The following is a 26,040-nucleotide window of genomic DNA, read 5'->3' as shown; positions in this document are numbered from 1 at the left end:
GTCTAATGCGAGCGAAGCTCTTGCAAAAAAGGAGAATGGCCGTGAAACGCAAAAACCGACTGCTTATCTGCTTGGTCTGCTCGTCCCTTCTCGTGCTGTCCGCGTGCCGAGACGGCGACTTAGCAGCGCCTCCTTCGGCGGCTCCGACTCCGGCCGTCACGGGGCCGGTCGGCTCTGCGTCGCCGGATGCGGGCGGCACCACCTTACCGCCGGACACGCCGGTCCCGTCCGCGTCGGCCGCGCCGTCTGTCGAGCCCGGCGCAGGAAGCGGCGGTCCTAAGGACCTGGCGCCTCCATCTGCGGCCCCCGACCGCAGTCCGTCCGCACCGCCGGCCGGAATGCCTTCTAAACCGGCGCCCTCCATCCGACCGACCGTCTCACCGGACGCTTCTCCGACGAATTCCGCACGAGCGGATGGGGCGGGTATTGTCATCCGGCTGCAGGCCGAGCCCCGGCTGGGCGGAGCGATAACCGCGCTTGTAGGGGCAAGTGATCAGCGCTATGACCTGATCTTTCCGTATGCGGTGAACCGCGAATCGGTGGAGAAGACGATTGCCTCCAAGCTGGCGGTAACGGAAGGCGGTCTGCCGAGCCTGGAGGCGACCGCTGCCTTCGAATGGGTGAGCGAGGAGGCGGCGACGGTCACCATCAAGATCGGACAGAAGGAGGCGGCGAAGACGTTTTATCCGCTCGGCCGCTACCGGCTGGACGTGAACGGAGCCCGGACGGCGGGCGGCTTTGAGATTGCCGGCGCCCCGGTCTTCGTGGGGGCGGTCGCTTCCGCCTACCAGATTGCGCGCTTGTCCACGGACGGAAGAACGTTCGAGAAGGTGAGCGCCTTCGCGGACCCCTATTTCTTCGAGCCGCTCGTCTCCCCGCGTTACGTGCTGGCTTCCCGCAGTGTCGGCTACTGCGAATGCGATGCCACCTTCCCCAAGCTGTCTTGGGTTTATGACCTGGAGGCGGGGAAGCTGATCGCTTATCCGGCTCCGCTCTCTACCGCTTACCGGGGCACCGGCTCATTCGTGGCGGATACACGCGGGTTCTTCTTCGACCGCTACGATGCTAGAGGCAACGCCTACGCTATTCCCGGCAGCGAAACTGCCTACCCTGTACGGATGGATGGGACCGTATTAGGCGTGACGCTCAGCCCCGATATGCGCAGCGTCCTGGTCGTCACCGGTGCGGGGCAGCCGGGCACGGTCGATCTCGTGCGCTTGGAGCTGAAAAACGGAGCTCGGACGACGGTTGCCGAAGGAGTGCAAGGCGTCGCCCTCCCGAACCTCGTGAGCGATAAGCCGGAGCCTGTCCGTTTTCAGACGGTCGGGTCCTCCACTTTTTTCGCACTTTGGAACGATGGGACGCATCAAGAAAACCGCTACGCTTTCAGCTGGACGGACAACAAACTGAGCGCCTGGTCACCTCCCGTATCGCCGGAGTCCTGGTCTGGGTTCCAGGCAAGCGGCGATGACCGCTTCCGGCTCTACGCCAACGCCGGCCTGTACGAAGGCAGCCGCAAGCTGCCGGGAACCGAAAAGCTGCCGTATCCGATGCAGTGGCTGCCGGGCACACACTCGCTCGTCGGCATTCGTGTAGACTATACGAAGCAGCCGCCGGAGCCGCGCGTCTCCCTGGAACGCTATGAGGCGGAACGGCAGGAATGGAACGTCATCCGCGAGCAGCTGCCCGAATTCACCGACCTGCTGCAGCCGAGCGCCGACGGCCGGTGGATCTATCTCACAACTCCGGACTAAGCGAATCACCGGCATGTCCGACTTATACACTCCGTGTATCCGCCTTTCCGTTAAGCTCCGCGATGCCGCGGAGCTTTTTTTGGTGCGGGCCAGCTCATATCCTTTTTCATTGGTGGGAAAAGAAAGACCATTTTGAAAGCCCTTTCATTCGGGAGGCATGTCGGGCAAGCGGGTCGCCATAGGATGATGGTATAGGCCCGCGATCCGCTGCCGCGCTCGTGGGAGAACGTGAGGAAGAAGGTGATCCGGTTATGGATAGCCGCCCGTGGCACGCTTCCTATGAGGCGCAGGTGAAGCCTGCTCTCGTCTATCCCGATAAGCCGCTGACGCATTGGTTGAAGGAGGCCGCCGCCAAGAGTCCGAAGCGGCCGGCGCTGCGCTTCCAAGGAGTCTCGATCAGCTACGCGAGACTGCTGGATACTAGCTACCGTTTCGCCCATGCGTTAATCCGGCTGGGCGTACGCAAAGGGGATCGGGTTGCGCTGATGCTGCCGAACGTGCCGTCCTACGTCAGCTGCTATTACGGCTGCCTGTTCGCCGGAGCGGTCGTCGTCCAGACGAATCCGCTGTACAAGGCCGAGGAGCTGAGCCGGCAGCTGGCCGACTCGGGCGCCGAGACGATCGTGTGCCTCGATCTTTTCTATACCACCGTCCGGCAGGCAGCGAGAACCGTCCCGCTCAAATCCATCCTTGTCGCGGGGGCGGCGGACGATCTGCCGCTGCCGCTAAGGCTGCTGGCCCCCCTCGTCGCCAAAACGCCGCGCCCCGCCGTCGACTACACAGAGCCGGAGGTCCGCCCGCTGCGCCGGCTGCTCCGGGAATCACCCGGGACGCCGATCGAGACGCTGGTCAATCTGGACGAGGACCCGGCCGTGCTGCAATATACCGGCGGCACGACGGGCACGGCCAAAGGGGTGGTGCTGACCCACCGCAACCTGGTGGCCAATGTCGTGCAATGCCGGAGCTGGCTGTACCGGGCGGAGGAGGGAGGGGAGCGAACGCTGACGGCCGTTCCGCTGTTCCATGTGTACGGCATGACGGTCTGCATGAACGTCTCGATTGCCATGAGAGGCTGCCTACTGCTCGTGCCTCGATTCGATGCCGGTTCTCTGCTGAAGCTCATTCAGAAGGAGAAGCCGACGCTGTTCCCCGGAGCTCCCGCCATGTATATTGCGCTCCTGCATCATCCCGCACGGTCGCTTTACGACCTCTCATCGATCCGCGCCTGCATCAGCGGCTCGGCACCGCTGCCGCATTACGTGCAGCAAGAATTCGAAAAGGTGACGGCTGGACGGCTTGTGGAAGGGTACGGATTGTCCGAGGCGTCTCCGGTCACGCATGCGAATCCGATCTGGGGCAAGCGCGCGATGGGCAGCATCGGACTGCCATGGCCAGACACGGACGCGATGATTCTAGACGAAGAAGGACAGGAGCTGCCTCCGGGCGAGATAGGAGAGCTTGCGGTGAAGGGACCGCAGGTAATGAAGGGCTACTGGAACAAGCCGGAGGATACCGCCGCCGTCTTGCAGGACGGTTGGCTGCGGACCGGGGACCTCGGATACCGGGACGAAGCGGGCTATTATTATATCGTGGACCGGAAAAAGGAGATGATCAACGCTTCGGGACTGAAAGTGTATCCGCGTGAGATCGAGGAGGTGCTGTACCGCCATCCGGACGTGAAGGAAGCGGCCGTTATCGGAGTGCCGGACGACTACCGCGGCGAGACGGTCAAGGCGTTCCTCGTGCCGAAGGAAGGCGCGGAGCTATGCGAGGACGCGCTGGATGCGTACTGCCGGGAGAGGCTCGCTCCTTACAAGGTGCCGCGGCAGTATGAGTTCCGTTCGGAGCTGCCCAAAACGTTGGTGGGCAAGGTGCTGAGGCGTGTGCTGGCCGAGGAGGAACGGAGGAAGCGGCTCCCCTGAGCAGGCGGTTTGGGGGCGTCCTTCGCGGGCCGCCCTACCGCAAACCGGCCAGGAATGGTACAATTCCAATAACATGCCGGAAAAAGGGGACGTCGTCATGATCATCGTCAGGAATCTATGCAAACGCTATCCTTCGGGATCGCAGGTGCTGAACAAAATGAGCTTTCAGGTCGACGAAGGCGATTTCATCGTCATCGTAGGGGGGAGCGGGAGCGGCAAAAGCACGCTGCTCCGCTGTCTGTCCCTCGATGAAAAGTGGGACGACGGCCAGTACATCTACAACGGCCGGGACATCACTTCGCTGAACCCGCTCGACAAATGGCGGGTCAAAAAGGAGTGGGCGAAGGTCGAAGAAAAGCCGAACCTGAATCCGACGCTGTCGCCGCTCAAAAACGTCATGACGGCACGGCTGTTCCAGACGCTGCCGTGGAAGACGATCTCCAAGGACAACCATATGGAAGCGATGGACATGCTGGAGCAGGTCGGGCTGCTGGACAAAGCCCGGATGAAGACGAGCCAGCTGAGCGGCGGCGAGCAGCAGAGAGTCGGCATAGCCAGGGCGCTTGTCCAGGGAGCCAAGGTGCTCTATGCGGACGAGCCGGTGACCGGTCTAGACCCCAAGTCGGCCGATCGGATGCTTGAGGATTTGCGCAACCTGTGCCGCAACAAAAAAGCAACGGTCATCATTACGCTTCATAAGCTGGAGCTCGCAGAACGGTTCGCGGGCCGCATCTGGGGCATCGCCGGAGGCAAGCTCGCCGTGGACATTCCGGCCCGGAAGCTGACTGTCAGCGAGAAGAAGCAGATTTTCGGCTAAGGGCTGTCAGGAAATCGGGGGCAGGAGACATCCGCGTGGTCGATACTCTGCCTGGCTAGGCGGACGCCTCGGCAAACAGCAAACGGAGAAGGGCTGACGCTCTTCTCCGTTTGCTGTGCTTAGAAATCGTCTCGTGCAGGTTGCTATCGTCAGGTGCAAAAATAGAAGTTGATCTGACGCAAATTCACCGCGAAGAAGAGCCAGTAGCCGAATGGGCCAGTGCCGATCCACCGGTATCCGAACACGGAGTTCCGGGTGACGCCCGTCAGATAAGACCAGTACGCCAAACCGTTCGTCTGCCAGATATAGACGAAGCGGAACAGACAGCGGGAAATGCCGAACGGGTTGGACGCTGCTTGGAATCCGGCTGCTTGTGCCGGGATGAACGAAGGGGGAGGAGTGGTCGGCATCTGGGCCTCGGGACCGCCGGGGAAGCCGCCGGGACCACCGGGGAATCCGCCAGATCCGCCGGGGAATCCGCCGGGACCGACGGGGAAGCCTCCGGGTCCACTGGGGAATCCGCCGGGACCGCCGGGGAAGCCTCCGGGTCCACCGGGGAAGCCGCCGGGTCCGCCGGGGAAGCCGCCGGCAGCGCCGGGAGCTCCGGGAACGCCGGGAGCCCCGGGGGCGCCAGGAGCGCCGATACCGCGGGCTTGCACGGCCGCCTCCGTGCCATCCAACTGGTCTTCCCAGCCGCTAGGGGTAGAAATAGGTCCGAACATGAGCAATCATCCTTTCATGGCCAGCCGACTGACAGGACCAGTAGGCTAGCGTCCTTATGGGTCCACTATATGCCCATATGCTGCATCCGATTGGGCGGCCGCCCAGGCGCAGGCGATTTGAGTTTGTGCTTCCCGTTCTTTAGAATAGAGAGGGTGAGAACCGGTACAAACCATCCTATCCGCTAAGGAGGAGAATCGCTTGAAACTTACTTACTACGGCCATTCTTGTTTGTATGTGGAGCATGAGGGGAAGAGCGTCATCATCGACCCGTTCCTGTCTGGCAATCCCAAGGCCGGAATCAGGCCGGAAGAGATCCGTGTGGATGCCGTTCTGCTCACGCACGGTCACGGAGACCATTTCGGGGATACGCTGGAGATTGCCAAAGCGAACGACTGCCCGGTCATCTCCAATGCCGAGCTGGCGGGCATCTGCGCGCGCCAGGGGGCCAAGGCGCACGGCATGAACACCGGCGGGTCTTACACCTTTGACGGCTTCGCCGTCAAATTCACGCTAGCCTTCCACAGCTCCTCTGTCGAAGTCGACGGGCAGCTGGTTTACGCAGGCCAGCCGATGGGCCTTCTCTTGACTATGGGGGGCAAAACCCTGTATCACGCGGGGGACACCGCTTTGTTCGGCGACATGAAGCTGATCGGGGAGCGAAACCGGATCGACGCCGCGGCGCTGCCGATCGGTGACAACTATACGATGGGTCCCGAAGATGCGGCTCTGGCGGCACGCTGGATCGGCGCCAATGTTGTCATTCCGATCCACTACAACACGTTCCCAGCCATCCAGCAGGACCCCCACCGATTCGTCTCTACCCTCGAGGAATCGGGGCTGCGCGGGCAGGTGCTTGCGATCGGAGAGAGCCTGGAGCTCTAACGGACGGCAGACCCGGGACCAAGCGCGAACAAACAGACGTCCGATCCCGCTAGTTAAGCAATGAGCAGGGGCATCGGAACCTATTACTTGGACAGGCGGGATCCCGCCTGTTTTTTTTATGGTCTCTAGCCCGCCGCTCAAACAAAGCACGTTCGCCCTGAATGCGCTTTGTGGAAGACCGGCCCGGAAGACGGACTCCTCGAATCGGAGCCGTTTCCTGTCAATTTTTGCATCGAACCTGGACCTTAACGAAACGATTTCGGAGCGGGGGGCGATTTTTGGGCGCTAGGGATTTACAGGAGTGAAGCATTGCTATACGATGGCAAGTGTAGAGGTACCCCGGCAATGAGAACTTGCAGCTGAGGCACCATTCCGAATCCGATTCTAACGGCAGAGGTGACGGCACAGTGGACAAGACAAGCAATACCGATTCGACCTCCCGGTTGATGTATCATCATTTGGCGGAGCAGGTGATGGACATCATTCGGGCGCGCCAGCTCAAACCGCATGAGCCCGTACCGTCGGAGGGAGAGCTCTCGAAGCGGTTCAAGGTGAGCCGGATGACGGCTAAACTCGCGCTGGAGACGCTGGCGAAACAAGGAATCGTCTATCGGCTTCCCAGACGGGGAACGTTCCTCGCGGATGCACCGCTCCCCGCCGATTTGCAAGCGGTTGCCGATGCAGGGGGGAGCGGGCAGGCGCCCAGCCAGGAAGATCGGGCGCCTACCTTAATCGCGATCGTCGTTCCGAATCTGGATGAATACATAGGCGGAATCGTTGCGGCGGTAGAAAGCGAGCTCCGCCAGCATCAGGCCGAGCTGGTCGTGGTGATCACCGCGAGCCGGGAGGACGAGGCCGCGTGCCTCGAGCGTCTCGTCCGCCAGACGAAGGCGGCAGGCATCCTGTTGTTCTCGCGCGGCGGCTTGGCCGGCAGCGCCATCCTTGAGGAGCTGCGCGAAAACCGGTATCCGCTCGTGCTGCTCGACCGGCTGGTCCGGGGGATGGAGCTGGACAGCGTCTGTCACGATCATTTTTACGGCGTCTATCAACTGATGCGGCTGCTGCTGCAAAAAGGACACCGGCAGATCGGCTATCTGTCTACTTCGTTCGAGGGTGTCAGCAGCCGGGAGGAACGCTACCAGGCTTACGTGCAGGCGCACCTCGATCACGGGCTTCCGATCCGGACGGGGCAAATCTGCCTGGAAGCCCAGTTGGCAGCGGATCCGCGCGAAGCGAACCGGACACTGCAGGCATTCCTTGCGTCGAATCCCCAGCTGACCGCTCTCGTTTGTGTGAACGATTATTTGGCGGCTCAAGCCTACTATACGTGCAAAAGTCTTCATATCAGTGTGCCGGACCGGTTGTCGATCGTCGGCTTCTGCGATCATCCGGTTGCGGCCTACGTCCCGGTGCCTCTAACGACGGCCCGGCAGTCGGCGGTCCAGCTAGGTCAGTCGGCGGTCCGGCTGCTCATGAGCAGGATCGGCCGCTCGAAGGAAGGGGCGTTGACGGTCAAGCTGCGGACGCCGATCGTCGAGCGGGAGTCGGTCAAGGATATGACGGCATGCGGCCTGCGTCTGGAGCGGCAATGCGTAGGCGGGGCGGGCTAGCGCCCGCCTCTTTGGCGTGTGCGCTGCAGGCAACGCAAGCGGCTTTGTGAGACAACAGAAGCAACGGTTTTTGCCCGTTTGGTTCCATTTTCGATCGTTTTTGTTCGGAGATTGCCATGAAGGCTATTCAAACGAAACCAAACGATGATACAATGAAGGCGTTATCATTTGGGAATCCGAATTTCTGTCCAAGAAGAGGAGGAGTCTGTTTTGACCAATCCGGTTTCGCTGCAAACCCGCACGCTCAGTTCCCTGTCGAAGGTGTTCGCCGATGAAGACTTGAAGGATTCGACCTACCCGCGCGCCTCTGTGCTCCGCAACGAGCGGTTTCACTTCCAGGTCGCCTACCGGTCCGACCGTTTGCTCAAAAAAGTCAAAGTAGAGATCGAATCGGCTCTCGCGGATGTGATCCGCGTTCGCAACGTGGGGTTGGCGCCGTCTGAGATGCCGGTCTACGCCGACCATGATGCCGACGTGCTCCGGTCTACGCCCGGCCTCTATCCCGATCCTCTCTTTTCCATTACCGAACGAGAAGGGCTGACAGCCGTGCCGCACCAGTGGCGCTCCGTCTGGATCACCGTAGAGCTAAGCGGCGAACAGGCGCCGGAGGTCTATCCGATCCGCGTCCGTTTCGTACAGGAAGACGGCACCCGGCTGGCGGAGGAGAGCTTCGAGCTGGAGGTGCTGCAGGCGGAGCTGCCGGAGCAGAAGCTGCTGTACACCAACTGGTTCCATGCGGACTGTCTTGCGAATTATTACGGGGAAGAGGTGTTCAGCGAAGCCCATTGGGAGCAGATGCGCGCCTACCTGCAGACGGCTGCCGACAACGGGATGAACATGGTGCTGACGCCGCTCTTCACGCCGCCGCTCGATACGGCCGTCGGCGGTGAGCGCCGGACCGTCCAGCTCGTAGACGTGAAGCGGGACGGAGACCGTTATACGTTCGGATTCGACCGGCTGCAACGATGGATCGACATGTGCGAGGAAGCGGGCATCCGGAACTTCGAATGCTCCCATCTGTTCACACAGTGGGGAGCTAAGCATGCCCCCAAGATCATCGCTACGGTCGATGGCGAGGAGAAGAAGCTGTTCGGCTGGGAAACGGATGCGCACGGCGAGGAATACCGGACGTTCCTGGACCAGTTTCTCCCAGAGCTCGTCGACTATCTGAAGGAAGCGGGCATCGCTTCCCGCTGTTGGTTCCATGTATCAGACGAGCCGCACGCCGATCATCTCGAAACGTACCGGAGCGCAAGCGACATCCTGAGCAAGCACCTGAACGACTTCCCGGTTATCGATGCGCTGTCCAGTTATAAGTTCTACGAGACGGGAAGCGTTCGCCGCCCGATTCCCGCGAGCAACCATATCGAGCCCTTCCTCGAGAACAACGTGCCCGAGCTCTGGACCTATTATTGCTGCTCGCAGTACAAGGAAGTGGCGAACCGGTTCTTCTGCATGCCGTCCTCCCGCAACCGGATTCTCGGCATGCAGCTGTACAAATTCCAAATCGCCGGCTTCCTTCATTGGGGATACAACTTCTGGAACGCTCAATATTCGACGCGTGCCATCGATCCTTACCGGGTGACGGATGCGGGCTACGGCTTCCCGTCCGGTGACGCCTTTGTCGTCTATCCCGGCGAGGACGGCCGGCCGGTGGAATCGCTGCGTCTCGCCGTCTTCTACGACGCCCTGCAGGATTTGCGCGCGCTGGAGCTGCTCGAGTCGCGTATCGGCCGGGAGCGGGTGCTTCAGCTGCTCGAGGAGGAGCTGGACCAGCCGATTACCTTCCGCGAATATCCCCGAAGCATGGAGTGGCTTCTGCGCAAGCGGGAGCAGATCAACCGGCTCATCGGGGAACCGACGGGCGCTTTGGCTTAAGGCTCATCGGCTCCACCGTCACGCCTCCATCTAGGCGCATACAGAAACACAGCACCCCACGGAGCTTGGCTCCGCGGGGTGTGTTTGTTTGCCAGGCCAACCGGGTATTTCGTAAGCTAGGCAGGATTAGGAGGAGACGGGACGGCGGGCTCGTTGTTCTGTCCCAAACGCCGGGCGGCCGTCTCCCGGCGGCCGAGGGCGGGCAAATGGCCGCCGGCGCGAGCCAGACCGAAGCGAGGCATGTTGTTGTACAGACACTCATACCGGCCGTCCTCGACCAGATAGGTTTCGTGCCAAATACCCACGGTGCCGCTGGTCCCTACCTTGCGGTTGAAGTCGCGCCATGCCTGAAGGTGGTGAGCGCCCTGGCGGGCATACTGCTCCAAGTGCTCGAACGATCGCCAATACTGCACGATCATCGGGCCCCTGGCTGACAAGTAGAAACTCGCATCGAGGAAGCCCAGCTCCTCCTTGTTTGTATACAGCTCCTTCATCATCGGGGTCATTGCCCGGAAGACCGGGAGCCACTTGTGTACGGCCCACAAACGGTTGATGCGCATGCCGATCATGAAAACGACGAACGGGCCCTCCAGCTCGGCCGTGTACCGGCCAGGAATGACGGTTGCCATAGGTCTCACTGCTCCTTTTCTCGAACAAATAAGCGCAAATGCGCATCATAAACGTCCAGCACGCTGTCCGCCCGATAAAGATAGGCCGTCAGGAAGGCTCCGTAGAAGACGCTGAACCAGCTTGGGACGACCAGCTCCGGCTCCAATCCTTCCCTGAGCTCGCCGTCCTCCGCAGCCTCCCGGGCCCACTCGTCGAACAGCTGGAACATATCGGGATTCGCCTGTGCGATGCGTTCGCGGCCGGGAAAGAGAAGGGCAATCTCCGCTTCGCTCAAGTCCGGAACACAGGGATGCATCCGAAGCTCCGCCAATAGAGAGATCAGGCTCGGCATGAGGCCGGGCTCGGTCTGGGAGCATTCGTGCACCTTGACCAGCAGGTGGCGAAAGGCAGCGACGCCGCGAAGCGGCTCTTCCTCAAGCTCAAGCACCCGCTCGGTGAGCCAAACGCGCATGAAGTAGACGAGAAGATCCTCCTTGCGCGGGAAAAAGTTGAAAAACGTCACCTTGGACACTTCCGCCTGGCGGCAAATTTCCTCGACCGATACGGAGCGAAAGCCGTTTTGGCCGATAAGGGCGATGCCGGCTTGATAGACGGCGAGCTTTGCTTTTGCTTTTTTTCGTTCTCTTAATGGCAGATCGCCCATTGGACTCTCCTTTCCTTAGTTTCCATTTGTTGTAATTAACTATAGTACAAAACTTAACCGTAGTAAAGAAAAAGTTTGCAGGAAAGTAATATTGCGACTCGTCTAGAGATGAACAGGTCTCCGGTTGCACAGCAAAGCCCCGTTCGGAGGAACGGGGCTTTGCTTGAATGAGGGAGGAGAGTAAGGTTTACATGTCAGGGAGACAGGGGATAGCGTCCTACAAGAGTGGAACAACGGATCGGGAAGGGAGGAGGCCGAGACGGCAAGGTCCATCCGTTATTCGCCGGTAGCGACCAAAGCAGCGATTCGATCCCCCATGGCCGCGGTTGGTAAGCGCCGTGTGGGGTCGTCACTCCCTTCCATGAACAGATCGGGCGTCCGCCAGCCTTCACGAAGCGTCTCCCTTACAGCGTGCTCCACCAGATCGGCGGTCGCTTCATCTTCGAACGTATGCCGCAGCATCAGAGCGACGCACCGGATCATCCCGATCGGGTTGGCCATCTCCTGGCCCGCGAGATCGGGCGCCGAGCCATGGATCGGTTCGTACAGGCCGAACGTGCCGGTGCCGAGACAGGCGGACGGCAGGAGACCGATCGAGCCTGGAAGGACGGCTGCCTCGTCGGATAGAATGTCGCCGAACAGGTTGCTCGTGAGCAGCACGTCGAACTGGCTGGGCTGTTGGATAAGCCGCATCGCCGCATGGTCGGCATGGAGATAGTCGCTTTCCACGTCCGGGTAGGCGGAGGCGATGGCTGCCGTAACCTCCTGCCATAGCCTGCCGCTTGTCATCACGTTGGCTTTGGCGACGAGTGTCACCTTGCGGCGGCGTCCGCGGGCCAGCTCGTACGCCCTGACCGCAATCCGGCGAATCTCGGATTCGGCATACGCTTCCGTGTCGACATGCACGCGGTCTCCGCGCTGGAATGTCTCGGTTTTCTCCCCGAAGTAGAGACCCGAGGTCAGCTCCCGAACGATGAGCAGATCGACATCATTCAGCAGATGTGGCTTGACGGGGGAGAGCGCATGAAGGTCGGGGTAGACGGTCACGGGCCTCAAGTTCGCGAACAGCTCGAACTGCTTGCGCAGCGGGAGGATGGCCTTCTCCTCCAGCCCGGCCCATTTGGGGAGCTTCGCTTGCTGCGGAGGGCCTCCGAAAGGCCCCTTTAACAGCGCGTCGCAGCCGCGGGCCTGGTGCAGTGTTTCCTCGGGCAGATGGCAGCCGTACCGTTCGTAGGCATCGCCGCCTGCTGCCAGGGGAACTAGGGTGAAGCGGTAAGCTCCTTGCCGTTCCAATGCCTGCATCACCTTGCAGGCTTCTGCCATGATTTCCGGGCCGATTCCATCACCGGGCAGAATCCCGATCCTTGCTTGTTTCATCGTCTAACTCCTCCTCGCTGTGCTTGGTTCCCAAATGTTACCACCAATCTTGTAATAGTTGAAATATATAAAGTGTATAGAAGTGATAGGAATTAACTATATGGGGTTCAAGATATTGAATCGGCGTTAGATCGTCGTTTGGTTACTGGGAGAGAGAGGAGGCGGGCAGGCAAATGAAAAAGCCGTTTTCTTCCTCGGTCAGGAGGATGGAAACGGCTTTGTTGTGCAAGTGATCAGCGAATCCCTGCTTCCTCATAAACCCGGCGGAACGCTTCCGCCGAACGGGCGAGAAGCGCCTCGCTCGATTCGGACGGCGGCTCCACTGTCAAGATCTCCTGAGCGACGTAGCCGTCGTAGCCGATCGTTTGCAGCGCACCGAGGAAGCCCTTCAGGTCGATCACACCTTCGCCGGGGTAGAGACGGCCGTTATCCAGCGCTTCCCCGACGGGAACCGGCGGAGCGTCGTTCAGGTGAACGTGCACGATGCGGGAGGCGTCGAGGGCAAGAAGATCTTGAACCGTCCCCCCGGTCGTATACCAGTGATAGGCGTCGAGCAGCAGCCCAACATTGGGCTCGCCGATGGCGTCCGCCCATTCCAGCATCTCGCTCATCTCCAACAGGAAGGGATGCTTCCAGCGCGTGCGGAGATGATGCGGCCCGACGAACTCCAGCGCAAGCCGGATGCCGTATGGCCGCAAGTAGGCGGCGCAGGCGCGCAGCCGCCGAGTGGCCGTAACCGTGAAGGCGGCTGGGGGATAGTCGGTCGACGGCAGCACATAGGTACAGCAGCGGGTGCAGCCGAGCCTGGCTGCCGCCTCGGCTTCGGCCGCCAGACGGGGCAGTCCCGCGCGGAACTGAGCCTCGTCGTGGCGCCATTCGACCGGCAGGCCGAATGAGCAGATGGCGACGCCGGTTTCCGCAAGCAGTGTAGCTGCCTGGGTCTCGCCGGCTTGCGCCAGCCAGCCGGCCAGATCGCCGGCCTCCACGCCCTGGAAGCCATACTCGCCTGCCTTGCGCACGTACGTCTCCATCGGCCCGACATTGCCGAGTCCCGCCCGGCTTAATGCTTTGAGCATCGGAAGTCCTCCCTTATCAACATTGGAATAGGTTAGCAGCAGCGCGAGATTTTGCCGCCCTTGCCGTCATAGCGGGCTTCCTGGCATTGGCGAAGAAACTCGCCGCGCGTCGGAATCGGCTCGCCCGGATGGTGGAGCTGCCTGTGCCGGACGTAGGTTTCGTAATGCGGGAGGCCAACCAGCAGGTCCAAAAACTGGCGGCGGCAGGCCAGCGCTTGCTTCAGCAATCTCCATACGCGGCTCATAGAGCTTTTCCTCCTCCGATTGAATTCGTTCTCGGCACGAGCGGGGACTCGTGCAGCTTGAGCGGCTGGTTGTTGATCGCCTTGATCCAGATACGCAGCGAGGCGATGAGCACCAGCAGCACGCACACCATGAAAAAGCCGCACAGCACCGCATTGACATAGTTGTTCGTAATAATCTGCTGCATCTGGCCCGCCGTCTTGGCCGGGGCAAGCAGCTCTCCAGCATTCAGCTTGGCCTTGTACTTGGCTGCCTGAGAGAGGAAGCCGATGGACGAATCGGGGTGGAAGATCTTCTGCATGCCCGCCGTCATCGTGACGGCCAGCAGGAAGGCACTCGGTACAAGTCCCACCCAGGCATACGCCTTCTTGCCCATCTTGAACAGAATCGTTGTCCCGAGCAGCAGCGCGATGCCGGCGAGCATCTGGTTCGAGATACCGAAGAGTGCCCAGAGCGAGTTGATGCCGCCGAGCGGGTCAACAACCCCCTGATACAGGAAGTACCCCCAGCCGAAGGCGCACAGCACGGTGGCCAGCAGATTCGGGAAGAACGCATCCGTCTTGCCGAGCGGCTTGTAAACGCTGCCGAGAATCTCCTGAATGATGAACCGCCCGACCCGGGTTCCCGCGTCGATGGTCGTCAGGATGAACAACGCTTCGAACAGGATGGCAAAGTGGTACCACATCGCCATCAGCGCCTTGCCGCCGATCACATTCGAAAGGATGTGCGCCATGCCGATGGCGAGCGTCGGGGCGCCGCCAGTCCGGGATAGAATCGTCGATTCTCCGATTGCAGCTGCCGTCTCCGTCAGCTCCTGCGGTGTAATCTTAAAGCCCCACGAGGAGATCGTGGCCGCCGCGCTGGCGGCGTCCGTACCGATGACGGCTGCGCTGCTATTGATCGCGAAGTAGGTGCCCGGCGTAAGGACGCAGGCTGCGATCATCGCCATGATGGCTACGAACGATTCGGTCAGCATGGCGCCGTATCCGATCGAGCGGGCATGCGTCTCCCGTTCCAGCATTTTGGGGGTCGTCCCCGAGCTGATCAAGGCATGGAAGCCCGAGACGGAGCCGCAGGCAATCGTGATGAAGAGGAAGGGGAAGAGGTTGCCCGCAAAGACCGGTCCCGTTCCGTCAATGAATTTGGTTAGTGCAGGCATATGCAGCTCCGGTGCGACGATGAAGATGCCGATGGCGAGGCCGCCCATTGTGCCGACCTTCATGAACGTGCTGAGGTAATCCCGGGGAGCGAGCAGCAGCCAGACCGGCAGCACCGAAGCGACGATGCCGTAGCCGATCATGAGCAGCGCGATCGTTTCGCCCTTCAGGTTGAACAGAGGAGCGAGCGTAGGGCTCTCCGAAACCGCCTGCCCGCCGACGAGGGCGGCGATCAGGAGCACGAAGCCGATAATCGACGCCTCGCCGACCCGTCCCGGCCGTATGTACCGCATGTAGACACCCATCAGGACGGCGATCGGAATTGTCGCGGCGATGGTGAACATGCCCCACGGGCTGCCGACAAGCGCTTTCACGACGACAAGCGCCAGGACGGCGAGCAGGATAATCATGATGCCGAGAATGCCGATTTTGGCTACGCCTCCCGCGAACGGGCCGATTTCGTCCTTCACTATTTCGCCGAGCGTCTTGCCGTTCCTGCGCACCGAGGCGAACAGGATGATAAAATCCTGGACCGCTCCGGCCAGGACGACGCCGACGACGATCCAGAGCGTTCCGGGCAGGTACCCCATCTGGGCGGCCAGCACAGGTCCGACCAGCGGCCCCGCTCCGGCTATCGCCGCAAAATGGTGGCCGAACAGCACCCAGCGATTGGTCGGCACGTAATCCTTGCCGTCATTGTTGAGCTCCGCCGGCGTTTTGCGGCTGTCGTCAAGCTGGAAGACTTTGTAGGCCAGAAATTTGCTGTAGAACCTGTAAGCGATTGCATAAATCGAGACGGCGGCCACGACCAGCCAAATGGCATTGATCGTCTCGCCGCGCTTCAGCGCCAGCACCCCGAAGGCACAGGCTCCCAAAGCGGCAATGAAGCCCCAAACCAGGTAAGAAAGCAAACGTTTTTTGATCACCGTCATTCCTCCCGCTTGTTGTTAGGTAGGTGAAACTTGCTCTGTATTATATAGCAAGCTCAGACAAATGAAAACGTTTTTATGTATGTCCTGTAGAAGACCGTTTCCAGATTTTGTTCGTTGAAACCGCTTATCAGACCTATGGTACACTGATACCGCCGAAGCCCCAAAATTTTCTACCGATTGGGGTGCGGGGGAACGACCTGTCCGGACCAAAAACCGGGCTAAGGGGTGAATCCGGCTCGCGCCGGTAGGGATGGCTCCTCATTCCGAACCCGACAACTAACCTCGTAGGCGCCATAAAAGGAGACTGTCATGACACTTAGCCTCAAAAAAGCATCCGTTCTTCTATCTTTATCCGCCGTATTGGGAGCGGGAATAGCCGTCCCGTCCGCTTCGGCGGCCGCCGCCACTTACGAGATCAAACAGGACGATACGTTCTGGAAGGTGGCACAGGCCAAGCAAATTCCGCTCGACCTGCTCCTTAGCCTTAACCATGGCACAGACCCGATGAATCTGCAGCCCGGACAAGCCATCCGCCTGCCCGAGACCTATACGGTGAAGGACGGAGAGACGTTCTGGACCATCTCGCGGAGCAAGAACCTGCCGCTCGATCAGCTGGTCGCCGCGAATCCTGGACGGGACCCTCTAAATCTCTATGCTGGGCTGACCATCAATTTGCCTACTGGCGTCAAGGCAGTCTCCACGGCACCGGCCAAGCCGGCAGCAGCGGCAGGCAACATAGTCAAAACCGCAAGCGGAGAGAGCCACTCCTTCTCCAAAGCGCTTAACATAACCGCGACCGCTTATTCGTCCGCGCCGGAAGAGAACGGCGGCTGGGGTCCGGTGGATTACTTCGGCAATCCGCTCAAGCTCGGGACGATCGCGGTCGATCCTTCGGTCATTCCGATGAATGCGACCGTCTACATTACTGGCTACTCGAACCCGAACCTGCCCAAGGGCGGCATGATCGCCAAGGCAACGGACCAAGGGGGCGCCATTAAAGGAAACCGCATTGATATCTTCATGCCGGGCAGCCCGCAAACCGTCAGCGATTTCGGTATTCAAAACGTCAAGGTCTATATTCTGGACAAGTAAGCAGGAACTGACGCGTTCCGCCCGAACGTGAGGAAAAGCCAAAGGCGTTTCGCACGAACGTGAGAAAAAGCAAAAGGCGTTCCGCCCGAAGGGAAGGAAAAGCCAAAGGCGTTTCGCACGAACGTGAGAATAAGCCAAAGGCGTTTCGCACGAACGTAAGGAAAAGCCAAAGGCGTTCCGCCCGTAAGGGAAGGAAAAGCCAAAGACGTTCCGCACGAACGTGAGAAAAAGCAAAAGGCGTTCCGCCGAAGGGAAGGAAAAGCCAAAAGCGTTCCGCCCGTAAGGAAAGGAAAAGCGAAAGGCGTTCCGCCCGTAAGGGAAGGAAAAGCCAAAGGCGTTTCGCCCGAAGGTGAGAAAAAGCCACACGCGTTCCGCTTCCCAACCCAAAAAACGCCCGCGAGGCTAGCTCGCGGGCGTTTCGATTATGCGGCTGCCGATGCAGCCAAGACGGCCGCTACTCCGGCTGCTTCTCGTAGCAGCCAGGGAAAAGACCGTTCGCGATGCCGATCCGGTTCCAGCAATTGATCGTATTGATCGCCATGACGACGGCCAAGTACTCCTGCTCGGACAGCTGCTCGCGGACCCGGCTGTAGAGATCGTCCGGCACGCCGCCGTCCGCAATAAGGGTGACGGCTTCTGTCAGCTCCAGCACGGCCTTCTCCTTGGGGCTATAGCAAGGCGCTTCCCGCCAGACGGGGATCAGGAAGACGCGCTGCTCGGTCTCTCCCATCTTACGCAGATCCCGAGTATGCATGTCGAGGCAGTAGGCGCAGCCGTTAATCTGGGAAGCGCGAATCTTGATCAGCTCATACAGGACCGGATCCAGTCCGGTCCCCTTGACGAAGCTCTCGAGCCCCATCATCGTCCGGAGCAGCTCCGGGTTTACATTGCGGTGGTTCATTCTCATTTGCATGGTTGGTTCCTCCCTGTCTTCGAATGGCTTACGCTATCTAAGACACGGAAGAGGCCGAATCTGTGACCGGTCGGCGCTCATTCTCGTCAATTTGTCCGGATTCGTCACGAGATAGACGCGATCCGCTCGGTCTCCGGCTCCGGGGCCGAAGCATATTGCGATCGGATGAAGCGGCGGCCGGACGAGCAGCCAGCCTCTCTGGCCGCTCAGCCAAACTGCCCGGAGCTCGCCCTGCAGGGAGCCTTTGGCCCGAAGACCGGCGAAGAATGCGTGGATCCGCGCTTTGCCCAGGATCGGGAAGAGGGCGGAACGTACCTTGCCTCCGCCGTCGCTGATCAGTACGGCGTCGTCGGCGAGCAGACCGAGGAACGGCTCGAACTCCCCCGTGCGGAGAGCATCCGCGAACGCCCGAACATAGGGCTCCGCATCACCCGATGGGACGGAATCCGACTCGGCGTCCCGCTTGCCGAGCTTCGCACGGGCACGGCTAAGCAGCTTTCGGCAGGCCGCCTCATTCTTCCCCAGCATGCCGGCGATCTCTCCGTATTCGTAATCGAGGGACTCGCGGAGAACATAGACTGCCCGCTCCGCAGGCGACAGTGTCTCCAGCAGAACGAGCAGCGCATAGCCGAAGCTCTCCCGCAGGGCGAATTCCTCGGACAGGTCCCCCGGAGAGAAAGCAAGCTCGGGTTCGGGGAGCCAGGGACCGGTGTAGCGCTCCCTGCGCCGGCGGGCCGACCGGAGAAGATTGAGCGAACGATTGGTGACCAGCTTCACGAGGTAGGCCTTAGGATGGTGCACCTCCGGGGGCTTCTCGCGGCTTAAGGCAGCGAAGACGTCCTGCACGGCATCCTCGGCCTCGGCAATGGAGCCGAGCATCCGATAAGCAACGGATGAGAGAAGCGGGCGATAGGTTCGATATAGGGAGTCCAACTCCATAACGGCAGCCTCCTTGAGGGGAATGGACCGCGGGCGAGCGGGCAGGAGAGATAGACCCGCGGCCGTCACTCTCTCCGGTTGTCGATCGCCCTCGACATCGTCTTGTCGGTCAAATGGGCATACAGCTGGGTCGTTTCCGGTGAAGCGTGCCCGAGCTGCTCCTGCGTTTTGTACAGGTCGTTCTGCAAGTAATAATCGGTCGCGAACGAGTGGCGAAGCCGGTGAACGCGAAGATGCGGCTTGCCGAAGCGCTTGGCGTACTTGGTGACCATCTCTTGAATCGCCCGGCGGGTCATGCGCTTGCCTTCCCGCTGTCCGTTCGGAACGGCGAGGAAGAGTGCTTTCTCCCGGCGTGGGGGCCGGTAGCCGTCGTCCCGGATGGCCAAGTAGCGCAGAAGATCTTCCTTGGCTTCCTGGCGGAAGTAGACGCCTGTCTTGAACGCTTCCTCCCGGGTTCCCTTGCGGTGAACGTAAACCAGCTTGCGGTCGAGGTCCACGTCGTCCACCGTCAGGTTGACAACCTCGGACACGCGCAGTCCCGAATGCAGAATGAGGCTGATGATGGACGCATCGCGTTCCCTGTTGAGCCGGTAGGCGTGCAGCGCCTGCTTGTTGCCCTCCACATCGTGGCCGTAGCCTTCTCTTATGTATGCAATGAACGACGCGATCTCGTCTTCCTGCAGCAGCTTGCCCTCAAGCTTGTTCGCCATATCCCTGACCTTGCTCGTCCGCTTCAGCTCGATCTTCGCCATCACGTTGCGCCGGAGGAGCGGATAATAGTTCTCGTCCTCGGCGATCTGGCTCAAGTAGTGGAACAAGGAGCGGAGCGAGGAGAGCTTCCGGACGATGGTCGCCTTGGCGTTGGTCCGGTCCCTCTTCCCGGCCAGGAACGCCTTGTAGAGGTCAATGTTCTCCAGCCGGAGCGCCTCCAGATCGGAGAGTGTGATCTCGGACGGGCGAGAAGCCTCGGTGAGCCCCTCGGCGAGCATCCAGCCGAAGAACGTCTCGTAATCGCGGGCATATTCCAGCAGGGTGGTGGGAGACAGATCGGCCCGCTTGTAATCCATATACTTCTCGACATACCAGGGCAAGAGGGGCAGTTTCCTGTCCAGCTCCTGCCGGGCCTTTTCCTTGAATATATTCACAGAGGTCACCTCGTTCTCCCATTATCTCACAAATTGCCCGAAAAGTGAACGCATGTTCGCGTTTTTGGATTTGCTATCCCAAGCATTCGACAAGCGCTTTGCTCGCAGACCGGCCATGCCGAGTTGTCCAAAGAGGGGCAGTATTTTTCTGGCAAACCCGGTATAATGGGATTGGAGCTTCCCGAATACATAACAGAACGAACACGACTATAGACCGGTCATTCAGGAGGATGAAGAATTGGGACAAGTGAAACTGTTTGCGGACAGTACCTGCGATCTCGGGGCGGAGCTTATCGAGCGCTACGAGATCAGCATCGTGCCGTTATATGTGGTATTTGAAGACCGCACTTATAAAGATGGAGTCGACATCGTGCCAAGCGAGCTGTTCCGGCTGGTGGAGGCGAAGGGGACGCTGCCCAAAACGGCGGCGCCGTCGCCCGCCGATTTCATGGAGAAGTTCGCCCCTTACATCGAGCAGGGCCGCGATATTCTCTATATCAGTCTCTCTTCGGAGCTGTCCTCGACGAACCAGAATGCGAGAATCGCGGCCGGCCAGTTCCCCGAAGGGCGAATCTCGGTCATCGATTCCCGCAATTTGACGACGGGCATCGGCCTGCTCCTGCTGCGGGCCGCGCGGCTCGCCGAGCAGGGAGCGTCTCTTGCAGCCATTACCGAAGAGGTGAACGCGCTGCGCGGCAAGGTGGAGACGCAGTTCGTCATCGATACGCTCGATTATCTGCACAAAGGCGGCCGCATGTCCGGCCTGGCCAGCTTCATCGGCAGCCTGCTCAAAATCCGGCCCATCGTCAAGGTGACTGACGGCAAGCTGGGCCTCCACGCCAAAGTCCGCGGCAAGCGGGAGAAGGCAATCGATCAAATGCTGAGCGAGATGCTGGCGGATCGGGACGCGATTGATCCTGAGACGGCCTTCGTCGCCCATGCGGCCGATCCGGAGACGGCGGTGGAGATAAGGGAGCTTCTGCTGCAGAAAGGGTTCCGCCATGTCCTGCTCGCAGAGGCGGGCTGCGTCATTTCCAGTCACTGCGGTCCCCGCACCGTCGGCGTTATCCTGATGCGGCGGTAATCCGGTGCGTCCCCGTACCGACGGCGTTATCCTGATGCGGCAGTAATCCCGCGAATCCGGCTTCCCTGGAAGCCGGATTTTTCTTTGCTTTCCGGGCTGAACCTAGGGTTGGGTTGACCGTTCTAAGGCGGTCTTTCAGCTAACGTTCAGTTTGCGTTCATGTTCCTTTAAGCTTTGTCAGGTAAACTGGTGAGGAGCGAAAGAAGGGGGACCGTCCCAGAGAGAGAGGCAGTCGTCCGCGGAACAGACATAGCCGGACGACAGCCCTTTAGGCCGGATCCGGCGGATGTTCCCCGCACCCAAGCTTTACCGGAGCGGAATTCCATCGCCCTAGGAGAGATTGAAAAGGGTTGAAAACGGGTAAGGAAAGGTAATAAGTTCACGTCCGTCTTGCTGGCGGACCGTGAGAAGGAGGGCTAACCGTTTGCATACATCCAGACGAAGAAATCCGTTCCTCCTCCTGCCTCTGATCGGCGTGCTCGGGCTAAGCTGGAATCTGGCCTCCGATTTTGGTTGGGGCGAAACAGGGGACAAGCCTGACACCGTCCAAACGAAGCAGCTGCAGGGACCAGGAGCGGCCAAGACAGCCGAGGCGGAAAGCGCGGACAAGAAGCCGTCCACGGCAGCGGGCACCGGGTCTGCAGCCCGTCCGAATCAAGAGCCGGTAACCAAGCCTTAAGCGAACGAAACGGCCCATATGCATAATATCAGCGTCCGGCGCGAAGCAGCCGGCAGCAAAAAAGGCGTCCCCTGGAGGACGCCTTTTTGCTGTATCTGCCCGTCTCGTTACGAGCTTGCCGTTCAAGCGAGCGGAGCAGGAGGCTGCTCCTCCCGCCGGGGCGGGACGGCAGGGAGAAGAACCCGAAAGGTCGTGCCTTCGCCCGGAACGCTCTCCACCTCCAGCGAGCCGCCGTGCAGCTCGACGATGGCCTTCGTAATCGACAAGCCGAGTCCGGCCCCTCCATGCCTGCGCGCACGCGAGGCGTCAATCCGGTAGAAGCGGTCGAGAATGCGGGGGAGATGCTCGGGCGGGATCCCCGGCCCATTGTCGCCGACGGTGAGAACAACTCCTCCTTCCAGACCGTCGGCGAGCGCCACTCGGATGCTGCCGTGCGCCGGGTCGGTGTATTGGACCGCATTGTGGAACAGGTTGAGAATAACCTGTTTGATCTTGTCCGCGTCGAACTGCGTCACCCTGCCGCTGTCCGGCTCCAGCACGACCTCGCGGCTGCCGGCGAGGAGCTTCAGCTGAGGCTCCATCTCCTCCAGAACGCCGGCGAGCGACCCGGCTTCCACCTTCATCGAGGGGGTCTGGTCCAGACGGGCCAGCATGAGCAGATCGTGGACGAGCTTGTTGATGCGGCCGGATTCCGCATACATGCTCTTCAAAGCCCGGTCCAGCTGTTCCGGTGCCTGGGCCGCACCGCGAAGCAGCACCTCAAGAAAGCCGTGGATGGACGTGAGCGGTGTGCGGAGCTCGTGCGAAGCGTCCGCAACGAAGCGGCGCATCTGCTCCTTGGCTTCCCGCTCAGCCTCGAACGACGACTCCAGCCGGCCCATCATGCCGTTGAACGAGACCGCCAGCCGGTCGATCTCGAGCTGGCCCTGCCGTGTCGGCAAACGCTCGTTCAGGCTGCGCGAGTTGATCTGCTCGACCGAGTCCACGATCCGCGACAGCGGGTCAAGCGTCCGCCGCAGCAGCGGGATGAGCGAGAGGAGCCCGATCAGCAGAGCGGCGGTCGAAAGAGACAGGAAGATGACGAGCTGCCGCACCAGCACGTCCCGCATTTGCGCGGTGCTTGCGCTGATCTGCACAATGCCTGTTCCGCGTCCTCTCTGGCCGACCGCCTGCAGGACGACCAGCAGCTTCTCGCCTTCCTCGTTTTTCACGAGACGGTAAAACGGCTCCTTGCTTGCCTGCTGGCGAAGCGCTTCCCTGTAGAGAGCCTCCGGCAGCTCAGGTGCCGTGCCGGCATGTGGTCCTTGGGCAATGTGCAGAAGCGTTCCGTCGGGAGTCCGGTAGGAAACGGCCGCGTCGGAGAACGTCTGCATCGGATCCTCCTTGGAGCGCATCGGGAACCCGCCGGCGCCGAGCCAGAGCTCGGCGGGTACCGACCGTATCTGGCTCTGGATGGTGGATGCCTTGTTCTTGTACAGAAACTGCTGCATAAGCACGAACTGAAACACGCCGATCAAGAGCAGCAGACCGGCAAGGATGAGAAACGAGCTCGCCACCAGCTGATACCGGAGCGAGCGGGGGACGAGGGCCCGCCGCAGACGGCCGAACGCACGCCGGATCATGACAGATCCAGCCGGTAGCCGGCTCCCCGGATCGTGCGGATCAGCCGGTGCTCGCGGTCGCCGAGCTTGTCCCGCAGCGAGCGGATGTAGACCTCGACGATGTTTTCCTCGCCTCCAAAATCGTAGCCCCACACCTTTTCCAGAATTGTGCTTTTGCTTAGCACAAGCCCCCGGTTCACAATAAGGAACTTGAGCAGCTCATACTCGGTAGGCGACAGGGTGAGCGGCTCGCCGTCGTACCGGATCTCCCGTCTCCGGTCCTCGACGCGGAATGGGCCCGCCGCGAGCTCTCCTAATAGAAGAGGAAACTGGTTGCGGATTCGGGCCTGAATGCGGGCAAGCAGCTCGGCAAAGCTGAACGGCTTCACCATGTAATCGTCGGCGCCCAGCGTCAGTCCCTTGACGCGGTCGTCGACCTCTTCTTTGGCCGTCAGCATGATGATAGCCGCGTTCTCCGTTTTCTTGAGCATCCGGCATACCTCGAACCCGTCCATGCCGGGCATCATGACGTCCAGCACCACGAGATGGGGATGGACCTGCTGAGCCAGCGTCACGGCACTCAGGCCGTCGGCCGCCGTGAAAACCTCGAACCCCTCGTTTTGAAGCCCGAGCTCCAGAAATTGAAGAATGTTAGGCTCGTCGTCGACGAGCAGGATTTTGATACCCTTCATCTGATTCATAGCGACGCCTCCATGACACGATAATATATCAAAATGCGGTCCAGCCTCCTGCCGCCGGGAAGGCCGCTTCGGGAACATTCGTTGACATTCATTATCGCCGGAGCAGCTGAAAACAAGATGAACGTAAGCTGAATGCGGGCTGAAAGCTGCTGGCCGAAGCGAGAGGGACGGAGCTAAAAGTTTGAAGAGAGGGTACGGGCTATATTGGTGACAGAAAAATGGGCGGTATGGTGGAAAAGGAAATAATTGACTTCCTAAGATTAGTGATGTTATATTGTACATACACGATATACACAATATTGGCGAGGAGGCACGATATGCTGGCCTTAGACGTTCGAAACTTAAGTAAGCAGTATCCCAATTTTCAGTTAAGGAACGTATCGTTCCAGCTGGAACAGGGATATATTATGGGCTTTATCGGCGCCAATGGCGCGGGGAAAACCACCACCATCAAATCAATCATGAATATGATTCATACGGAAGGCGGCGAAGTCCATATTCTGGGCAAGAACATGGCCGAGCACGAAATCGAGTTGAAACAAGAGATTGGGTGCGCATTTGGCGGCATCGAGTTCTATACGCGAAGCCGAATCAGAACGTTGACCGATGCGATCAAGAAGTTCTACACCCATTGGGACGATGCGGTCTATCGCAGCTACCTGAGCAGATTCAAATTGGACGAAACCAAAAAAATCGCCGAATTGTCGACGGGCATGAAGGTCAAGTACAGTCTGGCTCTTGCTTTATCCCATGGCGCAAAGCTCCTCATTCTCGACGAACCGACAAGCGGGCTCGATCCGGTGGCGAGAGACGATCTTCTGGATCTTTTTCAAGAGCTTGTCGCGGGCGGCGAGATCAGCATCCTTTTCTCGACCCATATTACCTCCGACTTGGAAAAGTGCGCGGATTTTATTACGTTTATCGCGGACGGCCAAATCGTTAAGAGCGCCGAGAAAGAAGAGTTCAAGGAATCCTATCGCTTGCTGAACGGTGACGAGAGCCAACTGAGCGAGGTGAAAGATCGGATGATTTCTTACAAAGTCAATTCGTTCGGCTTTACGGGATTGATCCGAGCTAGAGACTTCGATCCCTCATCCAGCATCAAAGCAGCCACGCCAAGTCTTGAGGAAATCATGATCTATTTTGCGAAGAAGGAGCCCGCGTATGTATAACTTGGTCATGAAGGATATAAAGTTAGGCATTCATCCGATGTTTTTCATATCTCCTGTTTTGTTTGGCATGTTGATGCTCATTCCAAGCTGGATCTATTTTCTTGTCCCTATGTATTTTTTCTGGATCACAGTCCCGAACCTGTTTGGCAATTTTCGATCGCAAAACGACATGATGTTTACTACGATGCTGCCCGTAATCAAGAAAGATATGGTGAAAGCAAGAATATCCGTTATTGTCATTCTGGAGCTCCTGCACATCGGCTTTGCCATCCTCTTCGGTCTGCTCAATCAACTTCTCTACTCGAACCTGAACATAACCTACTATTTCTTCGCCCCAACCATGGGTTTCTGGGGACTCTGTATGGCCATGCTGGCGATCTTCAACATCATCTTTTTCCCCATGTACTACAAAACGGCGTACAAATTCGGTAGAGCGGTGGCTTTTGCGACAATAGCCGCTATGCTTTTTGCCGGAGTCGTCCAATGGATGGGAATCCAGATTACGTCCATGTTCGACATCTTCAATGTTACCGCCGCTGACCATAGGGCTTTCCACGCCGGCATCCTGATCGCAGGAATCGCAATCTTTGCGGCATTCACCCTGATTGCGTACCGGGTAGCGTTGAAACGATTCCTCAAAGTGGAACTTCTATGAACGTATCGATCTCGAGCACATCGGAAAAACCGATCTACCAGCAGCTATTCGAACAGATCAGCGCCCAAATTCTCAAGGGCGAGCTGGGGAGCGGTTATGTGTTGCCGCCCATTCGGCAGGCGGCCCAAGAGCTTCGTGTCAGTATCATTACCGTCAAGAAAGCTTGGGAAGAACTCGAACGATGCGGCCTGATCAATACCGTGACCGGCAAGGGATGCTTTGTCGCCGAGTTTTCACCGGGGGAGATGCTGCATTTGCGCAATGAGATGGTGTTGAAGCAAATGGAAAGAGACATTTCCTACTACAAATCGTTCGGTCTTACCCTAGAAGAAGTAATGGAGCTGCTGAAGAAGATCTATTAACATGCTCCCCTTAAGGCATTCGACGGTGGCAGGCGATGCCGGCCGCCTTCGGG

24 protein-coding genes and 1 riboswitch are annotated in these 26,040 nt (G+C 59.6%); of the genes, 12 read left to right on the top strand and 12 right to left on the bottom strand.

Annotated elements, in window-relative coordinates; genetic code table 11:
* Positions 1–41: 41 nt before the first annotated feature.
* The 3 genes from KJS47_RS02370 to KJS47_RS02360 all read left to right on the top strand — a co-directional run bounded on the left by KJS47_RS02370 (position 42) and on the right by KJS47_RS02360 (position 4,493).
* Entirely contained in the window at positions 42–1,754 is a 1,713-nt protein-coding gene (locus tag KJS47_RS02370) for a hypothetical protein (protein ID WP_213522439.1), read from the top strand.
* Positions 1,755–2,005: 251 nt separating this feature from the next.
* Complete coding sequence (locus KJS47_RS02365) at positions 2,006–3,676, top strand: long-chain-fatty-acid--CoA ligase (RefSeq protein WP_213522437.1); 1,671 nt, start codon at positions 2,006–2,008, stop codon at positions 3,674–3,676.
* Positions 3,677–3,773: 97 nt separating this feature from the next.
* Positions 3,774–4,493, top strand: coding sequence for a phosphonate ABC transporter ATP-binding protein (locus tag KJS47_RS02360; RefSeq protein WP_213522435.1), 720 nt, complete (start codon positions 3,774–3,776; stop codon positions 4,491–4,493).
* Positions 4,494–4,642: 149 nt separating this feature from the next.
* On the opposite strand, the gene KJS47_RS02355 is transcribed toward KJS47_RS02360, so the two are convergent.
* Complete coding sequence (locus tag KJS47_RS02355; protein WP_249716056.1) at positions 4,643–5,215, bottom strand: hypothetical protein; 573 nt, start codon at positions 5,213–5,215, stop codon at positions 4,643–4,645.
* A gap of 199 nt (positions 5,216–5,414) precedes the next feature.
* On the opposite strand from KJS47_RS02355, the gene KJS47_RS02350 reads away from it, so the two are divergent.
* The 3 genes from KJS47_RS02350 (at position 5,415) to KJS47_RS02340 (ending at position 9,586) form a co-directional block, all read left to right on the top strand.
* The gene (locus KJS47_RS02350; RefSeq protein ID WP_213522433.1) at positions 5,415–6,098 is read left to right on the top strand and encodes a metal-dependent hydrolase; all 684 of its coding nucleotides are present in this window, start codon (positions 5,415–5,417) and stop codon (positions 6,096–6,098) included.
* Between the two features lie 407 nt (positions 6,099–6,505).
* A complete protein-coding gene (locus KJS47_RS02345) occupies positions 6,506–7,708 on the top strand; it encodes a GntR family transcriptional regulator (RefSeq protein WP_213522431.1) in 1,203 nt (400 codons plus the stop codon).
* Between the two features lie 210 nt (positions 7,709–7,918).
* On the top strand, positions 7,919–9,586 hold the full coding sequence (locus KJS47_RS02340; protein ID WP_213522429.1) for a glycoside hydrolase domain-containing protein: 1,668 nt from the start codon (positions 7,919–7,921) through the stop codon (positions 9,584–9,586).
* A 116-nt stretch (positions 9,587–9,702) separates the two neighbouring features.
* Here KJS47_RS02340 and KJS47_RS02335 read toward each other — a convergent pair whose 3' ends face one another.
* The 6 genes from KJS47_RS02335 to KJS47_RS02310 form a co-directional block, all read right to left on the bottom strand.
* Positions 9,703–10,215: a DUF4188 domain-containing protein gene (locus KJS47_RS02335; RefSeq protein WP_213522426.1), complete on the bottom strand. Its 513-nt coding sequence runs from the start codon at positions 10,213–10,215 to the stop codon at positions 9,703–9,705.
* Positions 10,216–10,220: 5 nt separating this feature from the next.
* Complete coding sequence (locus KJS47_RS02330; RefSeq protein ID WP_213522424.1) at positions 10,221–10,859, bottom strand: TetR/AcrR family transcriptional regulator; 639 nt, start codon at positions 10,857–10,859, stop codon at positions 10,221–10,223.
* Positions 10,860–11,135: 276 nt separating this feature from the next.
* A complete protein-coding gene (gene leuB, locus KJS47_RS02325; protein ID WP_213522422.1) occupies positions 11,136–12,236 on the bottom strand; it encodes a 3-isopropylmalate dehydrogenase in 1,101 nt (366 codons plus the stop codon).
* A 233-nt stretch (positions 12,237–12,469) separates the two neighbouring features.
* Complete coding sequence (locus KJS47_RS02320; RefSeq protein WP_213522421.1) at positions 12,470–13,312, bottom strand: sugar phosphate isomerase/epimerase family protein; 843 nt, start codon at positions 13,310–13,312, stop codon at positions 12,470–12,472.
* A gap of 32 nt (positions 13,313–13,344) precedes the next feature.
* Positions 13,345–13,557, bottom strand: a complete 213-nt coding sequence (locus KJS47_RS02315) for a YbdD/YjiX family protein (RefSeq protein ID WP_213522419.1) — start codon at positions 13,555–13,557, stop codon at positions 13,345–13,347.
* Positions 13,554–15,635 carry a carbon starvation CstA family protein gene (locus tag KJS47_RS02310; protein WP_374707014.1) on the bottom strand — a complete coding sequence of 694 codons (2,082 nt, stop codon included), beginning with the start codon at positions 15,633–15,635 and terminating at the stop codon, positions 13,554–13,556. Before KJS47_RS02310 ends, KJS47_RS02315 begins: the two co-directional genes overlap by 4 nt.
* Before the next feature lie 149 nt (positions 15,636–15,784).
* Positions 15,785–15,950, top strand: a riboswitch (cyclic di-AMP (ydaO/yuaA leader).
* Between the two features lie 3 nt (positions 15,951–15,953).
* Here KJS47_RS02310 and KJS47_RS02305 point away from each other — a divergent pair.
* Positions 15,954–16,736, top strand: a complete 783-nt coding sequence (locus KJS47_RS02305) for a LysM peptidoglycan-binding domain-containing protein (protein ID WP_213522416.1) — start codon at positions 15,954–15,956, stop codon at positions 16,734–16,736.
* Between the two features lie 454 nt (positions 16,737–17,190).
* Here the strand turns inward: KJS47_RS02305 and KJS47_RS02300 are convergent, their stop codons facing one another.
* The 3 genes from KJS47_RS02300 to xerS form a co-directional block, all read right to left on the bottom strand.
* The gene (locus KJS47_RS02300) at positions 17,191–17,649 is read right to left on the bottom strand and encodes a carboxymuconolactone decarboxylase family protein (protein ID WP_213522414.1); all 459 of its coding nucleotides are present in this window, start codon (positions 17,647–17,649) and stop codon (positions 17,191–17,193) included.
* Positions 17,650–17,682: 33 nt separating this feature from the next.
* Positions 17,683–18,588 (bottom strand): sigma-70 family RNA polymerase sigma factor, encoded by a 906-nt coding sequence (locus KJS47_RS02295; RefSeq protein ID WP_213522412.1) that lies wholly within the window; start codon positions 18,586–18,588, stop codon positions 17,683–17,685.
* A gap of 65 nt (positions 18,589–18,653) precedes the next feature.
* Positions 18,654–19,733 carry a tyrosine recombinase XerS gene (xerS, locus tag KJS47_RS02290; protein WP_213522410.1) on the bottom strand — a complete coding sequence of 360 codons (1,080 nt, stop codon included), beginning with the start codon at positions 19,731–19,733 and terminating at the stop codon, positions 18,654–18,656.
* A gap of 238 nt (positions 19,734–19,971) precedes the next feature.
* Here xerS and KJS47_RS02285 point away from each other — a divergent pair, with 238 nt between their 5' ends.
* Both KJS47_RS02285 and KJS47_RS02280 read left to right on the top strand, forming a co-directional pair.
* A complete protein-coding gene (locus KJS47_RS02285) occupies positions 19,972–20,817 on the top strand; it encodes a DegV family protein (RefSeq protein WP_213522408.1) in 846 nt (281 codons plus the stop codon).
* A 424-nt stretch (positions 20,818–21,241) separates the two neighbouring features.
* Entirely contained in the window at positions 21,242–21,496 is a 255-nt protein-coding gene (locus KJS47_RS02280) for a hypothetical protein (RefSeq protein WP_213522406.1), read from the top strand.
* A 122-nt stretch (positions 21,497–21,618) separates the two neighbouring features.
* Here KJS47_RS02280 and KJS47_RS02275 read toward each other — a convergent pair whose 3' ends face one another.
* Entirely contained in the window at positions 21,619–23,118 is a 1,500-nt protein-coding gene (locus KJS47_RS02275) for a sensor histidine kinase (RefSeq protein WP_213522404.1), read from the bottom strand.
* Positions 23,115–23,798 carry a response regulator transcription factor gene (locus tag KJS47_RS02270; RefSeq protein ID WP_213522402.1) on the bottom strand — a complete coding sequence of 228 codons (684 nt, stop codon included), beginning with the start codon at positions 23,796–23,798 and terminating at the stop codon, positions 23,115–23,117. Before KJS47_RS02270 ends, KJS47_RS02275 begins: the two co-directional genes overlap by 4 nt.
* 317 nt (positions 23,799–24,115) lie before the next feature.
* On the opposite strand from KJS47_RS02270, the gene KJS47_RS02265 reads away from it, so the two are divergent.
* The 3 genes from KJS47_RS02265 to KJS47_RS02255 are packed head-to-tail and all read left to right on the top strand — an operon-like array spanning position 24,116 to position 25,987.
* On the top strand, positions 24,116–24,970 hold the full coding sequence (locus tag KJS47_RS02265; protein WP_213522400.1) for an ABC transporter ATP-binding protein: 855 nt from the start codon (positions 24,116–24,118) through the stop codon (positions 24,968–24,970).
* The gene (locus KJS47_RS02260; protein WP_213522398.1) at positions 24,963–25,625 is read left to right on the top strand and encodes an ABC-2 transporter permease; all 663 of its coding nucleotides are present in this window, start codon (positions 24,963–24,965) and stop codon (positions 25,623–25,625) included. The genes KJS47_RS02265 and KJS47_RS02260 overlap by 8 nt, the downstream gene beginning before the upstream one ends.
* The gene (locus tag KJS47_RS02255; protein WP_213522396.1) at positions 25,622–25,987 is read left to right on the top strand and encodes a GntR family transcriptional regulator; all 366 of its coding nucleotides are present in this window, start codon (positions 25,622–25,624) and stop codon (positions 25,985–25,987) included. The genes KJS47_RS02260 and KJS47_RS02255 overlap by 4 nt, the downstream gene beginning before the upstream one ends.
* The last annotated feature ends 53 nt before the right edge of the window (positions 25,988–26,040 follow it).

It is taken from the genome of Paenibacillus sp. J31TS4, from assembly GCF_018403265.1.
In the GTDB taxonomy this organism is placed as follows: domain Bacteria; phylum Bacillota; class Bacilli; order Paenibacillales; family NBRC-103111; genus J31TS4.
This window is presented reverse-complemented; position numbering and strand designations above follow the sequence as displayed.

Excerpts from the sequence above, each read along its gene's own strand:
- KJS47_RS02260 (WP_213522398.1), top strand. The coding sequence starts at position 24,963 with ATGTATAACTTGGTCATGAAGGATATAAAGTTAGGCATTCATCCGATG.
- leuB (WP_213522422.1), bottom strand. The coding sequence starts at position 12,236 with ATGAAACAAGCAAGGATCGGGATTCTGCCCGGTGATGGAATCGGCCCG.
- KJS47_RS02335 (WP_213522426.1), bottom strand. The coding sequence starts at position 10,215 with ATGGCAACCGTCATTCCTGGCCGGTACACGGCCGAGCTGGAGGGCCCG.
- KJS47_RS02255 (WP_213522396.1), top strand. The coding sequence starts at position 25,622 with ATGAACGTATCGATCTCGAGCACATCGGAAAAACCGATCTACCAGCAG.
- KJS47_RS02300 (WP_213522414.1), bottom strand. The coding sequence starts at position 17,649 with ATGCAAATGAGAATGAACCACCGCAATGTAAACCCGGAGCTGCTCCGG.
- KJS47_RS02330 (WP_213522424.1), bottom strand. The coding sequence starts at position 10,859 with ATGGGCGATCTGCCATTAAGAGAACGAAAAAAAGCAAAAGCAAAGCTC.
- KJS47_RS02275 (WP_213522404.1), bottom strand. The coding sequence starts at position 23,118 with ATGATCCGGCGTGCGTTCGGCCGTCTGCGGCGGGCCCTCGTCCCCCGC.
- KJS47_RS02265 (WP_213522400.1), top strand. The coding sequence starts at position 24,116 with ATGCTGGCCTTAGACGTTCGAAACTTAAGTAAGCAGTATCCCAATTTT.
- KJS47_RS02305 (WP_213522416.1), top strand. The coding sequence starts at position 15,954 with ATGACACTTAGCCTCAAAAAAGCATCCGTTCTTCTATCTTTATCCGCC.
- KJS47_RS02320 (WP_213522421.1), bottom strand. The coding sequence starts at position 13,312 with ATGCTCAAAGCATTAAGCCGGGCGGGACTCGGCAATGTCGGGCCGATG.
- KJS47_RS02355 (WP_249716056.1), bottom strand. The coding sequence starts at position 5,215 with ATGTTCGGACCTATTTCTACCCCTAGCGGCTGGGAAGACCAGTTGGAT.
- KJS47_RS02315 (WP_213522419.1), bottom strand. The coding sequence starts at position 13,557 with ATGAGCCGCGTATGGAGATTGCTGAAGCAAGCGCTGGCCTGCCGCCGC.
- KJS47_RS02295 (WP_213522412.1), bottom strand. The coding sequence starts at position 18,588 with ATGGAGTTGGACTCCCTATATCGAACCTATCGCCCGCTTCTCTCATCC.
- KJS47_RS02360 (WP_213522435.1), top strand. The coding sequence starts at position 3,774 with ATGATCATCGTCAGGAATCTATGCAAACGCTATCCTTCGGGATCGCAG.
- KJS47_RS02270 (WP_213522402.1), bottom strand. The coding sequence starts at position 23,798 with ATGAATCAGATGAAGGGTATCAAAATCCTGCTCGTCGACGACGAGCCT.
- KJS47_RS02365 (WP_213522437.1), top strand. The coding sequence starts at position 2,006 with ATGGATAGCCGCCCGTGGCACGCTTCCTATGAGGCGCAGGTGAAGCCT.